The sequence below is a fragment of the Roseitalea sp. genome (assembly GCF_984466335.1).
In genome coordinates, this window is sequence record NZ_CFIFWG010000089.1 from 1 (window position 1) to 12,490 (window position 12,490).

Genomic DNA, 12,490 nt, shown 5'->3' on the forward strand with positions numbered 1-12,490 from the left:
ACGGTGACGCCGCACGATGCGGGGCTTTCCTGGGCCGTGGGCAGGAAGAAGGCCGATTTCGTCGGCATGCGCGGCTTGCAGCGTCCCGATCTCTTGGCCAAGGGCAGGCGTCAACTGGTCGGCCTCGGATCGAGGGACGGCAAGACGGTGCTGGAGGAAGGCGCGCAGATCGTCGCCGATCCGGGCCAGGCGCCGCCCATGACGATGATCGGCTGGGTCTCCTCGTCCTACTGGTCGGACAATTGCGGGGCGCCGATCGCCATGGCGCTGGTCGAGGACGGGTTCGCGCGCATGGGCGAGACGCTCCACGTGCCGATGCCCGATGGCGTCATCGAAGTCGAGGTTCGCGACACCAATTTCTGGAACCCGCAAACGGAGGGCGCCGATGGCTGACATTGCCGCGATCGCCGGTCGCGCCCATCCGCTGGCCGGCCGCAGCGCCGCGGGCGGCGGCGTCTCCATCAACCCGGCGCCGGCCGCGCACCGGCTTAGCCTGCGCTGCGCCCCGTCGGCCGTTGCGGCCCTGTCCGATGCGCTCGGCGTCAAGCTGCCGCGCCGTCCCAAGAAGAGCGCCGTCTCCGGCGCGCGTCTTGCCCTGTGGCTCGGTCCGGACGAATGGCTGATCGTCGACGAGGCGGCCGATCCGGCGGCCGCGCTCGCCGGGATCGAAGCGCCGCACAGCGCCGTCGACGTCTCGCACCGGAACACGGCGATCATGGTGACCGGCGTCAGTGCGGCGGAACTGATCGCCCATGGCTGCCCGCACAATGTATCGCTTGAGGCGTTTCCGGTCGGCGCCTGTTCGCGCACCGTCTTCGGCAAGGCCGAGATCGTGCTGTACCGGCCGGCAGCCGAGACGTTCCGCATCGAGGTGTGGCGGTCCTTTTCGGACTATGTGTTCGCCTATCTGGCGGACGCGGCGCGCGATCTGGGCTGGCCGGGCGCGCAGATCAGGCCGGTTTGACGACCATCAGCGTCAGCCATCGTGCGGTGAGCGCCGGCTTCATGCTGCCTTCGATCTCAAGCGTGACGTCATAGGTGAAAAGGATGCGGCCCGAGGGGCGGATGTCCGCATCGCCGAGCATGAAAACGGCGCGCACGCGCGCGCCCGACTTGACCGGGGCCTGGAAGCGCACCCGGTCGAAGCCGTAATTGACGCCCATCCGAACATCGCCCTTGAGTTCGGGCAGCGCCTCGTAGGCGAGCGTGGACAGCAGCGACAGGGTCAGAAAGCCATGCGCGATCGTGCCGCCGAAGGGCGTCTCGCGCCCCGCGCGCTCGGGATCGGTGTGAATCCACTGGCGGTCGTCGGTCGCCTCGGCGAACCCGTCGATCATGGCCTGGGTGACCGTGCGCCAAGCGGACGTGCCCACATGCGTGCCGACCAGCGCGGGAAGCGCGTCGATCGAAACGCGGCGTTTGTCCGGGGCGGGCTCGGTCATGGCGGGGCACCTCGTGCTCCTTGGAAGGTTTGGCGGCCCGAGGCTCTTAGAGCCTGGCGAGCGCTTCGCAAATCCCGGGCAAGTCAATCGAAAGGGATGGTGGGCGATGCTGGGATTGAACCAGCGACCCCTTCGATGTCAACGAAGTGCTCTCCCGCTGAGCTAATCGCCCATCCGTGTGGGGCGGCATACACCATGAACGGCCGTGGCGGTCAAGTGGCCGTGGCGGCCGGTTGCGGCAAGGTTCCCGATCGGGCTCAGGCGGCCTGAATCAGCTTTTCGACCTCGTTGACCAGATCGCGCAGATGGAACGGCTTAGACAGAACCTTGGCGTCCCTTGGGGCCTGGGAATCGGGGTTGAGCGCGACGGCGGCGAAACCGGTGATGAACATCACCTTGAGATCCGGATCGAGCTCGGTCGCCCGGCGGGCCAGTTCGATGCCGTCCATTTCGGGCATCACGATGTCGGTCAGAAGCAGCGTGAACGGCTCTTCGCGCAACCGCTCATAGGCGCTTGCGCCATTGTCGAAGTCGATCACCTCGTAACCCGCCTTCTCCAGGGCCTTGACCAGGAAACGGCGCATGTCGTTATCGTCTTCTGCCAGCAAAATCCGTTGCATCGTCCTGCTTCTTCTTCGTCCCCACGGCGGTCGACGGCGCATCGGCACCCGCTCATCGCAAAGCGCGGTAAAAATGCGGCATATGCCCGGGGGCGTCAATCGTGCGTCAACCGGGCCCGCACTTGCGCGCCAATGTCCTCTGGACACGGCCCGGCGCGCCTGTCAACACTGTCGCAGGTAAACATATGCGGCAGGGACTTTCCGATTTCCATGTTGATCGCGCCCGACTTCTGTCACCATCCCGCGTTCGAGGTTCGCGCGCCGCAGCAACACAGCGTGCCCTTCGTGTTCAATTCGCCGCACAGCGGCCGGCACTACCCACGGCGGTTCCTCGACATGACCCGGCTCGACGAGACGGCCGTGCGGCGTTCGGAGGACTTTTTCGTCGACGAATTGTTCGACGGGGCCACGCGCCTGGGCGCGCCGATGCTGCTCGCCCACTTCCCGCGCGCCTATCTCGACGTCAATCGCGAGCCCTACGAGCTCGATCCGCGCATGTTCTCGGACCGCCTTCCGGCGTTCGCCAACCGCCAGTCGATCCGCGTCGCGGGCGGGCTGGGCACGGTGCCGCGCGTGGTTTCGGAGGGCCAGCCCATCTATGCGCGGCGCATCGGTTTCGGGGAGGCGCGCCAGCGCATCGAGACCATCTACAAGCCCTATCACTCGACCCTGCGCGGGCTCCTGGCGCAAACCTACCGGCGCTTCGGCTACGCCGTTCTGGTCGATTGCCATTCCATGCCGGCCTCGATCCGGATCGGCGCCGAGGGCACCCGCCCCGACTTCGTCCTGGGCGACCGCTTCGGCACCAGCGCGAGCGCCGGGATCAGCGAAAGCGCTGCGCGCATCCTGCGGTCCATGGGCTATCTGGTCACGGCCAACAAGCCCTATGCGGGGGGCTTCATAACCGAGCATTACGGCCGGCCGGCAAAGGGCCTGCACGCGATCCAGATCGAGATCAATCGCGGGCTCTATGTCGATGAGCGGACGCTGGCCCGAAAGCCGGGCTTCGAGGCTCTGCGCGCGGATCTTTTTCGCTTCATGCGCATGCTCGTGAACTTGCCCGCAAGCACCTTTGCGGACTATTCCGTCGCCGCCGAATAGGGCCTTCCACCAAAGCAAAAAAGACCGCATTCGGGTGAATGCGGCCAAAGTCTAGGGAGGAAACGCCCAAGGAGGGCGCGACAGGAGATCCTGTCGAGGGCCAGTCTATGTTGCGATGCACACTTGTCAAGCGCCGACAGCGTTGTTTTTCGCAGGTGCAGCATGATCCAGGGGGACGGAACAATGGCGGAACTGCCCGAGCGCGGGTTTCTGATCGAATTGGCGCGCGTGGCGGCGGCCGAGACCCTGCCGCGCTTTCGCGCCGCGGGCCAGGTCGTCAACAAGCTGGGCGAGGGGTTCGATCCGGTCACCGAGGCCGACCGGGCCGCCGAGGCCGCCTTGCGCGCGCTGATCGCCGAACGCCATCCGGACCACGGCATCGTCGGCGAGGAATATGGCAGCCAGGGCGAGAGGGGGCGCCATGTGTGGATCATCGATCCCATCGACGGCACGCGCGCCTTCATCTCCGGGCTGCCGGTTTGGGGCACGCTCGTCGGCCTGACGGTGGACGGCATCGCCCGCAGCGGCTTCATGCACCAGCCCTTCACCGACGAATTGTACCTTGCGGACGGCGGAGGCGCGGTGCTGATTCGGGGCGATGACGAGGCGCGGACGCTGCGCACCCGCTCCGGCGTCGGACTGGCGGCGGCCACGCTCTTCACCACCACGCCGGCGCTCTATCAGGGCGCCAGGCGGGCGCGCTACGACGCGCTCGAAGCGGCGGTCCGCCTGCCGCGCTACGGCTGCGACTGCTACGGCTTTGCGATGGTCGCGGCGGGTCATGCCGACATCGCCGTCGAACCGGGGCTTGCGCCCTACGACATTTGCGGCCTTGTGCCGCTGATCGAGCAGGCGGGCGGCGTCGTGACGCGCTGGGACGGCGGCCGGCCCGAACGGGGTGGCGACGTCATCGCCGCCGGCTCGGCCGAGCTGCACGCCGCCGCGCTCGACATCCTCAATCGCTGAGGCTTAGAGGCTGTCCCCGAGTTGGAAGCACGCCTAGCCGGGAATGAAGGCGTCGAAGGCGGCGAAGAACTGGTCGCGATAGACATCGGCCTCCTGCATCAGCTCGTGGCGCGCGCCCGAAACCGCGATCGTCGATCCGGCGCGCATGCGGCGGCCGGCGTCCTCGATGGCGGCGGTCGAGACGATGCGGTCGGCGCTGGCGGCGACCATCAGCACCGGCACGCGGATCGCGGCCATGTGCGCGCTACCGCGCGCGCGCTCGATGCCGGCGATCGCCGCGCGCAGCCAGGCGGCCGTCGGTGCGCCGAGGCCGAGCCCGCCGGCCGGATCGAGGATGCGCCTGTTGCGGGCGAAGCGGACGGGATCGGACGTCAGCCCGTTCGTTTCGAAGCCGATGCCGGCGGTGCCCTTGCCGCCCCTGCCCATATAGGTCCGCCCCAGGCCCAGACAGTGCAGCGCGGACGTCAACGGTGCCAGAAGGGATGCCGGCGGACCCTCCGGCGACAGGCCCAGGAGCGGTGCCGACAGGACCATGCGCTCGATCCGATTCAAAAGGCGCGGCGCGGCCAAAAGCGCAATGAGCGCCCCCATCGAATGGGCAAGCACGAACAGGGGCGGCCGCGCCTCGGCCAGGAACACATCGGCCAGCATATGGTCCAGATCGGCCTCGTACTGGGCGAAATCGTCGACATAGCCGCGCCGGGCGTCCCGCAGAAAACGCGTCGAGCCGCCCTGGCCGCGCCAGTCGAACGTGCCAACGTCAAACCCGCGCGCCAGAAGATCGGCACAGGTTTCGCCGTATTTCTCGATGCATTCGTTGCGGCCGTGCAGCAGGATGACCGCGCCTTTGCAGGGGGAGACATCGGTCCGGAAGACGCAATAGCGCAGCGAAAAGCCGTCGTCGGTCCGACTGCGGCCCTGCCTGAAGGGGTCGGGGCAGGCGATGCCCTCAAAGGGAACAAGGACGCTCATGGTCGGCTCGCCCATTGCGACTGCGCGCCGTGATAGGCGGCTGCCAGCTCGACGTCAAAGGAAAACCGGAGACGCCGTTCGGGCGCCTCCGGTCGCCGGCCGGACGCGAAGGGACGTTGCGGTCCGGCCGGTCCGATGGCGGGATCAGTTGATCCCGAACGAGAAGGTCAGGCTGCCGCGACCCTGGCGATGGCCATGCCGGCGGGGCGAGGGATGATAGTGGTGCAGGACCCGGCGCTGGACGACCTGCCCGCTCCGGGGGTGGATCTTCAGCGCGATCAGGCCGCGCCGGCCATAGGCGCGGGCGCGCCAGTAGCCGTTGCGGAAGTGGACGCGGTGCACGTCGCGATAGCCGCGCTTATGGAGGCCGCGGACGACGGCGCGCTTGGGCAGGGCGTGATGATGGCTGCGATGGTGGACCGTTTGAACGGTTGCGGCCGGGCCGACGATGATGGTGGCGTCCACCGATCGGGCGTCGGCGGGCGTGGCCGTGCCAAGGGCGGTCGCCGCTATAAAGCCGGCGGCAAGGAGGGGAGCTTTCAGCATGATGCCGGTTTCCTTTCGGCTGGGACCATGGGTGCTGCGGTGTTTGCCGTTGCATCTTTCGGGCAACGTGAAGCCACCATGGCACGGTGCGCCTGAACGGGGCCGGAAGCGGCCGTTCATCCGCCGTTCATGTCGGCCCCGAAGGAGGGGCTTGAACCGAAAATCGGCGCTTACCATATCAGGCGCGCAGGCGCCTTTCGGGCCTGCCGGCCACGCATCAGACATGCCTTGCGGGTGTCTGCGGCCGCACATGTTCGATGTTGCTCACTGGAGGACAGAACCCATGCGACACGTTGACTTTTCGCCACTTTATCGCTCCACCGTCGGCTTCGACCGGCTGTTCACCATGCTCGATTCGCTCGGCCAGCCCGACAACGGCCAGACCTATCCGCCCTACAATATCGAGCGGACGGGCGAGAACGCCTACCGCGTCACCATGGCGGTTGCCGGCTTCGCCGAAGAGGACCTGGCCATAGAGGCCAAGGCCAATGTGCTGAAGGTGGCCGGCGCCAAGCCCGAGGACAGGCCGGACGAGACGCGGGACGTTCTGCATCGCGGCATCGCCTCGCGCGCCTTCGAACGCCGCTTCCAGCTTGCCGACTATGTCGAAGTGACCGGAGCGCAGCTCGAAAACGGTCTTCTGCACATCGATCTGGAGCGAGAAATCCCCGATTCGATGAAGCCCCGCAAGATCGAGATCAGCCGCGGCAACGGCGCTTCGGCCAGGCAAATCGAGGCCAAGGCCCGGAACTGACCTGTCGATCAGGACCCATCGGACCCCGCGGGCGGCCCCTTGCAGGTCGCTTGCGGGGTCCGACCGACCGCCGGCGCCCTCCCTCGTCGGCGGTCACCCTTTCGGCCGCTGACGCGCGTAGCGCCGGCCCAGCAGATGGTCGACCGACAGCCTGCCGGGCCCCCGCGCCACGATCAGCGCCAGGAGCACTGTCCACATCAGGCGCTGGTCGTAGATGACGGCATCGGGCAGGCGGTCGAACATCGATCCGACGAAGCGTCCCTCAAGCCCGTGAAAGGCGATGTCGACATAGCTCTGCACGATGACGAAGACGATCATGCCGAGCGCTGCGATCCGGCTCCACAGGCCGATGACGATCAGGATCGGCAGGATGATCTCAGTCCATGTGCCCAGCAGCACGATCACATGCCAGGGAAAGAACGGAATGGCGGCGATGTCGAAGCCGTAATGCTCCATCACCGACGGCAGGATCGACGCATAGGCGCCAAGCGACGGGTTCAAAAAGCCGAAAACGCCGTCGCCGAGCTTCTGCCAGCCGGAATTCAGATAATAGAGCGCCAGAACGCTGGCGAAGGCCAAACGCGCCGCAAGCCCGGTGAACCAGCCGGCGGTCGCCCGTTCGATCCCGCCGAAAACGACATCGTGCAGGCGCACGATCGCCGCGACCGGCCCCGACGGGGCGGGCGGTTCGGGCGCGCGCCCGTCTCCACTGGCGGAATCGGTCATGGTTCCCCTCCTGATTGCGGCGCGGCGACGGCGGCGAGCGCCCCCGTCGACAACAGTGCCGTCAGGGCGCTGTTCAAGTCAAATGCGTCGTCCTCGTCCGTCGCCGCGCCGGCGGCGGTGCCCAGTGTCGCGCCCGATGCCAGTTCGGCGACAAAACGCGCCGCGGGCGGGGCGATCGGGGTCACGGTAACCTTGTCGGCCGGCCGGGTTATCAGGATCGCCTCGGCCCTCGCGCCGGTGATCGGCGCCTGTTCCATCAGGTCGCGGTTCATGGCGAAGATGCGAAAGACCGGGTAGGCGGAGGCGATGACCGCGCAGGCCGGGTGCATGACGAAGCGCGCCTGGGCGATGCGGTCGGGCGGAATCGTACCCAGCCTTGCCGGGTCGAGCGGCGTCGCGTCGGCGGCATGAAAGGCGGTCAGCCAGGCGCGCTCGGCGCGGGCGACGTCGGGCAGATAGGGCAGGGACCGCGCCGGAGCGAAGCCGGCGATGAAGTCCGCAAAGGTCTCGCCGTAGCGGAACAGAAGCTTCGACCGGGGCGGATGGGCGCGCACATGGGCGCGCGCCATCTCGCGGAAGAACCGCTCGCCGGTCAGCTTGCACACGGCCGGGAAGATGTCGGCCATGGCGTCGATCAGGCTGACCGTCACATTGTTGCGATAGACATTGTAGCGCTTGACGGCCGCCTTGCCGCGCGGGCCGGCCACATGGGCGGGCGTAGCGCGATCCGGGTCGAGCAGCCCGGCGGCGAAGCCCTCCGTGTCGAGGGCGGCGGGCAGGTCAGGCAGGGACCGCATGACGCGCCTCGCCGGCCGGTGCCGCATGGCGTTCGAGGATCGCGTTGGCGCTGTCGGCCTCGCCGCGCAGAACCGGCCATTCAGGCAGGTCGCTGTCCCATTCGACAAGCGTCGGGATCGGGCCGGTGCGCGCGATCACCTCTTCATAGAGCGTCCAGACCGGATCGGCGATCGGCCTGTCGTGGCTGTCGATCAGAAGCAGCGCGCCTTCGTCGTCCTCCTGTTCGGTGTGCCCCGCCAGATGGATCTCGCCGACATGCCCGAGCGGAAAGGCGGCCAGATAGGCGCGCGCCGAATAGCCGTGATTGGTGGCCGATACGAACACGTTGTTGATGTCGAGCAGGAGGCCGCAGCCGGTGCGCGCGACGACCGCGCGCAGAAAGTCGGTCTCGCTCATGGCCGAATTGTCGAACACCACGTAGGTGGCCGGGTTTTCGAGCAGCATGCGTCGCCCCGTCGCCTCCTGCATGCGGTCGATATGGCCGCACACATGGGCGAGCGTTTCGTTCGTGTAGGGCAGCGGCAGCAGATCGTTCAGAAAGACGTCTTCATGGGTCGACCAGGCCAGATGCTCGGAGATGAGGCCGGGCTCATAGCGTTCGCACAGGGCGGCGAAGCGCGCCAGGTGATCCTCGTCCAGCGGATCGGGGCCGCCGATCGACATGCATACGCCGTGCAGGGAAAGCGGGAAGTCGCGGCGGACGCGTTCGAGCGTGCGGTGCGGCGGGCCGCCATCGCCCATATAGTTTTCCGCATGCACTTCCAGAAAGCCGACCGAACCGGGATCGGCGAGGATCGCGGCCAGGTGATCGGACTTGAACCCGACCCCGGCCGAAGCTGGGATCGTGGCCTCCTGGAAGGCCGGGTTTGCCGCAAACCGGAGGCCGCCCCGAGGGGAGGAGGCGGCGGAAACGGCGCCATGGCGGGCGCGGTTGAGAGCGTTGGTCATGGCGTCGGACTCCGGTTTGCAGCAAGGGAAAGCCGGCCGTGATCAGGCCGGCAGGTCGCGATCGAGTTCGCTCAGCGAGCCCATGCGGTCGCCGGGCAGTTCGATCGTGGCGCAGGTGCCTTCGGGCACGAAGGTCCACGCATTGCCCTGATAGTCGACGGTCGAGGTGCCCTGGCAGGTGGTGCCGGGGCCCGCGGCGCAGTCGTTCTCGCCGGCCAGCGAAACGCCGAAGCACTTCTCGTTGGCGGCGTGCGCGTCGGTGACGCCCGCAAGATTGCCGCCGGCGACGGCGGCGGCGACGGCGCCGGCGATCACAGCGCCGGACAGGACGGTCTTGGTTGCTTTGGACATGGATGTCTCCCTTCAGGAACCAATGTCCGGCACCGCGCCGGACGGGCGGAAGCTTCCAAAAGCGCCGATAAATGGGAAATCAACGGGCCGTTATCGGATATCACTTCGCCGTGATCTGCGCGTGAGGCTTCCGCAGGGCCCGAAAGGGCGGCACCGAGGGCCGGCCAGAGCCCGGTGCGCCGATATCGGAGATGGCTCGGTCGCCGCCCGCCCGGTCGCCGGCAGCGAAACGGATAGGGCGGACATGGCCCTAAAGGGTGGCCCCAAAAGATGGCCCCAAGGGATTGCGTGCGGCGCTTCATCGCGTGTTTGGGCCGCACCGGCAATCTTTGGCACGCCGACCTTGTGAATTGTGGCGAAATCTGCCATAAATCAGGTCAGCAATGCTGTCCTATTAGGGGTCCGTCGACGGAAAACGCCCGTCCCGGACCCGAACGCGCCCGATAAAGCAGCAGGGCAACGTCCAAAATGGCGACGAAGCGGATCGCGCTGCCGGACCCGATCCGGTGACGGACCCGGACCGACGCCGGCTGCGACAGGGCGCGTTGGAGGCTGGCGGCGCCAACGGGCGCGCGGGGCGCGCGCCTCGACGAACCGGAGGGAAGATGATGAAGAAGATGATGCCATCGCGCCAGTTCGCGCCGGCTCGCGGCCAGGCGACCCCCCGGCGCGCCGCCGCCGGCAAGCGCGCCGGTCTTCCCGCTGCCCAGGGCCTTTACGATCCGCGCAACGAGCACGATGCGTGCGGCGTCGGCTTCATCGCCCACATGAAGGGCGAAAGGTCGCATCGGATCGTCGCCGACGGGCTGGCGATGCTGGAGAACCTGACCCATCGCGGCGCGGTGGGCGCCGACCCGCTGATGGGCGACGGCGCGGGCATGCTCGTGCAGATCCCGCACGCTTTCCTCGTCGCCGTGATGGCCGGACAGGGCGTTGCCTTGCCCGCCGAGGGCGACTATGCGGTGGCGCACGTCTTCATGCCGCGCGATGCGGCCCTTCGCGACCATTGCGTCGACATCATCGGCGAGGCCGCGGCCGCCGAGGGCGTCGATGTGATCGCCATGCGCGACGTGCCGGTCGACAATGCGTCCCTGTCCAGGGATCCCGACATCGCCGCGAGCGAGCCGGCGCATGTGCAGGTCTTCCTCGCCAGGCCGGGCGGGCTCGACGGCGATGCGTTCGAGCGGCGTCTGTTCATCCTGCGCAAGGTGATCTCCAACCGCGTCTACGGCGAGACCGACGGCCGCGACAACGGCTTTTACATCGTCTCGATGTCCTCGCGCACGATCGTCTACAAGGGCATGTTCCTGGCCTATCAGCTCGGCGCCTATTATGACGATTTGCGCGATCCGCGCTTCGAAAGCGCCGTGGCGCTCGTCCACCAGCGCTTTTCGACCAACACCTTCCCGAGCTGGAAGCTGTCGCACCCCTACCGGATGGTCGCCCACAATGGCGAGATCAACACGCTGCGCGGCAACGTCAACTGGATGGCGGCGCGGCAGGCGTCCGTCGCCTCGCCGCTGTTCGGCGAGGAGATCTCCAAGCTGTGGCCGATCTCCTATGAAGGCCAGTCGGACACGGCCTGCTTCGACAACGCGCTCGAATTCCTCGTGCAGGGCGGCTACTCGATGGCGCACGCGGTGATGATGCTGATCCCGGAAGCCTGGGCCGGCAACATGCTGATGGATGACGCGCGCAGGGCTTTCTACGAGTACCATGCCTGCCTGATGGAGCCGTGGGACGGGCCGGCGGCGGTGGCCTTCACCGATGGGCGCCAGATCGGCGCGACGCTCGACCGCAACGGGCTGAGGCCGGCGCGTTACGTCGTCACCGACGACGACCGGGTGATCATGGCCTCCGAGGCGGGCGTGATCACCGTGCCCGAGCAGACCATCACCGCCAAATGGCGGTTGCAGCCGGGCAGGATGCTGCTGATCGACATGGACAAGGGCCGCATCGTCTCCGACGAGGAGATCAAGCACGAAATGGCCGCGATGCATCCGTACCGCGACTGGGTTCGGAACACGCAGATCATTCTGGAGGACCTCGACCCCGTGCCGGTGCGGCCGGTGCGCGACGACGTCACCCTGCTCGACCGGCAGCAGGCGTTCGGCTACACCCAGGAAGACACGAGGATGCTGATGGCGCCGATGGCCACGACCGGCCAGGAGGCGATCGGCTCGATGGGCACCGACACGCCGATCTCGGCGATGAGCGACAAGTCCAAGCTGCTCTATACCTATTTCAAGCAGAACTTCGCGCAGGTGACCAACCCCCCGATCGATCCGATCCGCGAGGAGCTGGTGATGAGCCTTGTCTCCTTCATCGGCCCGCGTCCGAACCTGTTCGACCTGAAGGGCCATGCCACGCGCAAGCGGCTCGAAGTCCGCCAGCCGATCCTGTCGAACGTCGATCTTGAGAAGGTCCGCTCGATCGGCCATTCAGAGGATTTGTTCGACACCAAGACGCTCGATACGACCTATCCGGCCGACCAGGGCGCGGACGGCATGAAGGCGGCGCTCGAACGGCTCTGCGAGCGGGCCGAAAAAGTCGTCCATATGGGCTACAACATCATCATCCTGTCCGACCGCCGCATCGGGCCGGACCGGATCGCCATTCCCGCCCTGCTTGCGACGGCGGCGGTGCATCACGCGCTGATCCGCAAGGGCCTGCGCACCTCGGTCGGCCTCGTCGTGGAATCGGGCGAGCCGCGCGAGGTGCATCATTTCTGCTGCCTTGCCGGCTACGGCGCCGAGGCGATCAACCCGTATCTGGCCTTCGACACGCTGGCCGACATGCACGAGCGGGGCGAGTTCCCGCCCGAGGTCGACCGGCACGAGGTGGTCGAGCGCTACATCAAGTCGATCGGCAAGGGCATCCTGAAGGTCATGTCCAAGATGGGCATTTCGACCTACCAGTCCTATTGCGGCGCGCAGATCTTCGATGCGGTCGGCCTTGCGGGCGACTTCGTCGACGGCTTCTTCTTCGGCACGGCGACGACGATCGAGGGCGTGGGACTGGCCGAGGTCGCCGAGGAGACCGTCCGCCGGCACGAGGCGGCCTTCTCCGACGACCCCGTGTTGCGCACCGCGCTCGACGTGGGCGGCGAGTACATGTACCGCATGCGCGGCGAGGACCATGTGTGGACGCCGGAGGCGGTGGCCTCCCTGCAACATGCGGTGCGCCGTCAGGCGCCGGACGAATATCATCGGTTCGCCGACGAGGTGAACGCCGAGAGCCGGCGCGCCAAGACGATACGCGGGCTG

14 protein-coding genes and 1 tRNA gene are annotated in these 12,490 nt (G+C 67.3%); 6 read left to right on the forward strand and 9 right to left on the reverse strand.

From position 1 onward, the window contains the following. Both AC5E6L_RS09410 and AC5E6L_RS09415 read left to right on the forward strand, forming a co-directional pair. A partial coding sequence (locus AC5E6L_RS09410; RefSeq protein ID WP_491772849.1) for a glycine cleavage T C-terminal barrel domain-containing protein occupies nt 1–393 on the forward strand: 393 nt, incomplete at its 5' end. Further along, on the forward strand, nt 386–964 hold the full coding sequence (locus AC5E6L_RS09415; RefSeq protein ID WP_491228416.1) for a sarcosine oxidase subunit gamma: 579 nt from the start codon (nt 386–388) through the stop codon (nt 962–964). The genes AC5E6L_RS09410 and AC5E6L_RS09415, both read left to right, overlap by 8 nt. Here the strand turns inward: AC5E6L_RS09415 and AC5E6L_RS09420 are convergent. The 3 genes from AC5E6L_RS09420 to cpdR form a co-directional block, all read right to left on the reverse strand. After that, on the reverse strand, nt 951–1,442 hold the full coding sequence (locus AC5E6L_RS09420) for a MaoC family dehydratase (RefSeq protein ID WP_491228417.1): 492 nt from the start codon (nt 1,440–1,442) through the stop codon (nt 951–953). The two genes, AC5E6L_RS09415 and AC5E6L_RS09420, sit on opposite strands and share 14 nt — an antisense overlap. A 97-nt stretch (nt 1,443–1,539) precedes the next feature. After that, nucleotides 1,540–1,614 (reverse strand) — tRNA-Val (locus AC5E6L_RS09425). 85 nt (nt 1,615–1,699) lie between these two features. Further along, complete coding sequence (gene cpdR, locus AC5E6L_RS09430) at nt 1,700–2,062, reverse strand: cell cycle two-component system response regulator CpdR (protein ID WP_491228418.1); 363 nt, start codon at nt 2,060–2,062, stop codon at nt 1,700–1,702. A gap of 210 nt (nt 2,063–2,272) precedes the next feature. On the opposite strand from cpdR, the gene AC5E6L_RS09435 reads away from it, so the two are divergent. Next, nucleotides 2,273–3,163 (forward strand): N-formylglutamate amidohydrolase, encoded by an 891-nt coding sequence (locus AC5E6L_RS09435; RefSeq protein ID WP_491228419.1) that lies wholly within the window; start codon nt 2,273–2,275, stop codon nt 3,161–3,163. Between the two features lie 183 nt (nt 3,164–3,346). Further along, nucleotides 3,347–4,129, forward strand: coding sequence for a histidinol-phosphatase (hisN, locus tag AC5E6L_RS09440; RefSeq protein ID WP_491228420.1), 783 nt, complete (start codon nt 3,347–3,349; stop codon nt 4,127–4,129). Nucleotides 4,130–4,162: 33 nt separating this feature from the next. Here the strand turns inward: hisN and AC5E6L_RS09445 are convergent, their stop codons facing one another. Together AC5E6L_RS09445 and AC5E6L_RS09450 are read right to left on the reverse strand one after the other, a co-directional pair. Further along, complete coding sequence (locus tag AC5E6L_RS09445; protein ID WP_491228421.1) at nt 4,163–5,101, reverse strand: alpha/beta fold hydrolase; 939 nt, start codon at nt 5,099–5,101, stop codon at nt 4,163–4,165. A 144-nt stretch (nt 5,102–5,245) separates the two neighbouring features. Next, the gene (locus AC5E6L_RS09450; protein ID WP_491228422.1) at nt 5,246–5,647 is read right to left on the reverse strand and encodes a hypothetical protein; all 402 of its coding nucleotides are present in this window, start codon (nt 5,645–5,647) and stop codon (nt 5,246–5,248) included. 283 nt (nt 5,648–5,930) lie between these two features. Here AC5E6L_RS09450 and AC5E6L_RS09455 point away from each other — a divergent pair, with 283 nt between their 5' ends. Further along, a complete protein-coding gene (locus AC5E6L_RS09455; RefSeq protein WP_491228423.1) occupies nt 5,931–6,401 on the forward strand; it encodes an Hsp20 family protein in 471 nt (156 codons plus the stop codon). Nucleotides 6,402–6,494: 93 nt separating this feature from the next. On the opposite strand, the gene AC5E6L_RS09460 is transcribed toward AC5E6L_RS09455, so the two are convergent. Genes AC5E6L_RS09460 through AC5E6L_RS09475 form a run of 4 tightly spaced genes read right to left on the reverse strand, consistent with a single transcriptional unit; the run spans nt 6,495 to nt 9,224 of the window. Continuing rightward, on the reverse strand, nt 6,495–7,127 hold the full coding sequence (locus AC5E6L_RS09460; protein WP_491228424.1) for a DoxX family protein: 633 nt from the start codon (nt 7,125–7,127) through the stop codon (nt 6,495–6,497). Next, nucleotides 7,124–7,924 carry an HvfC/BufC family peptide modification chaperone gene (locus AC5E6L_RS09465; RefSeq protein ID WP_491772854.1) on the reverse strand — a complete coding sequence of 267 codons (801 nt, stop codon included), beginning with the start codon at nt 7,922–7,924 and terminating at the stop codon, nt 7,124–7,126. The genes AC5E6L_RS09460 and AC5E6L_RS09465 overlap by 4 nt, the downstream gene beginning before the upstream one ends. Beyond that, nucleotides 7,908–8,873 carry an MNIO family bufferin maturase gene (gene bufB, locus AC5E6L_RS09470; RefSeq protein ID WP_491772856.1) on the reverse strand — a complete coding sequence of 322 codons (966 nt, stop codon included), beginning with the start codon at nt 8,871–8,873 and terminating at the stop codon, nt 7,908–7,910. Before bufB ends, AC5E6L_RS09465 begins: the two co-directional genes overlap by 17 nt. A gap of 42 nt (nt 8,874–8,915) precedes the next feature. Beyond that, a complete protein-coding gene (locus AC5E6L_RS09475; protein ID WP_491228427.1) occupies nt 8,916–9,224 on the reverse strand; it encodes a BufA1 family periplasmic bufferin-type metallophore in 309 nt (102 codons plus the stop codon). Nucleotides 9,225–9,841: 617 nt separating this feature from the next. Here AC5E6L_RS09475 and AC5E6L_RS09480 point away from each other — a divergent pair. Then, nucleotides 9,842–12,490, forward strand: a 2,649-nt coding sequence (locus AC5E6L_RS09480; RefSeq protein WP_491772858.1) for a glutamate synthase central domain-containing protein, incomplete at its 3' end; no start/stop codon positions are given.

Coding starts and splice junctions, on each gene's coding strand:
- AC5E6L_RS09415 (WP_491228416.1), top strand. CDS start 386: ATGGCTGACATTGCCGCGATCGCCGGTCGCGCCCATCCGCTGGCCGGC.
- AC5E6L_RS09420 (WP_491228417.1), bottom strand. CDS start 1,442: ATGACCGAGCCCGCCCCGGACAAACGCCGCGTTTCGATCGACGCGCTT.
- cpdR (WP_491228418.1), bottom strand. CDS start 2,062: ATGCAACGGATTTTGCTGGCAGAAGACGATAACGACATGCGCCGTTTC.
- AC5E6L_RS09435 (WP_491228419.1), top strand. CDS start 2,273: ATGTTGATCGCGCCCGACTTCTGTCACCATCCCGCGTTCGAGGTTCGC.
- hisN (WP_491228420.1), top strand. CDS start 3,347: ATGGCGGAACTGCCCGAGCGCGGGTTTCTGATCGAATTGGCGCGCGTG.
- AC5E6L_RS09445 (WP_491228421.1), bottom strand. CDS start 5,101: ATGAGCGTCCTTGTTCCCTTTGAGGGCATCGCCTGCCCCGACCCCTTC.
- AC5E6L_RS09450 (WP_491228422.1), bottom strand. CDS start 5,647: ATGCTGAAAGCTCCCCTCCTTGCCGCCGGCTTTATAGCGGCGACCGCC.
- AC5E6L_RS09455 (WP_491228423.1), top strand. CDS start 5,931: ATGCGACACGTTGACTTTTCGCCACTTTATCGCTCCACCGTCGGCTTC.
- AC5E6L_RS09460 (WP_491228424.1), bottom strand. CDS start 7,127: ATGACCGATTCCGCCAGTGGAGACGGGCGCGCGCCCGAACCGCCCGCC.
- AC5E6L_RS09465 (WP_491772854.1), bottom strand. CDS start 7,924: ATGCGGTCCCTGCCTGACCTGCCCGCCGCCCTCGACACGGAGGGCTTC.
- bufB (WP_491772856.1), bottom strand. CDS start 8,873: ATGACCAACGCTCTCAACCGCGCCCGCCATGGCGCCGTTTCCGCCGCC.
- AC5E6L_RS09475 (WP_491228427.1), bottom strand. CDS start 9,224: ATGTCCAAAGCAACCAAGACCGTCCTGTCCGGCGCTGTGATCGCCGGC.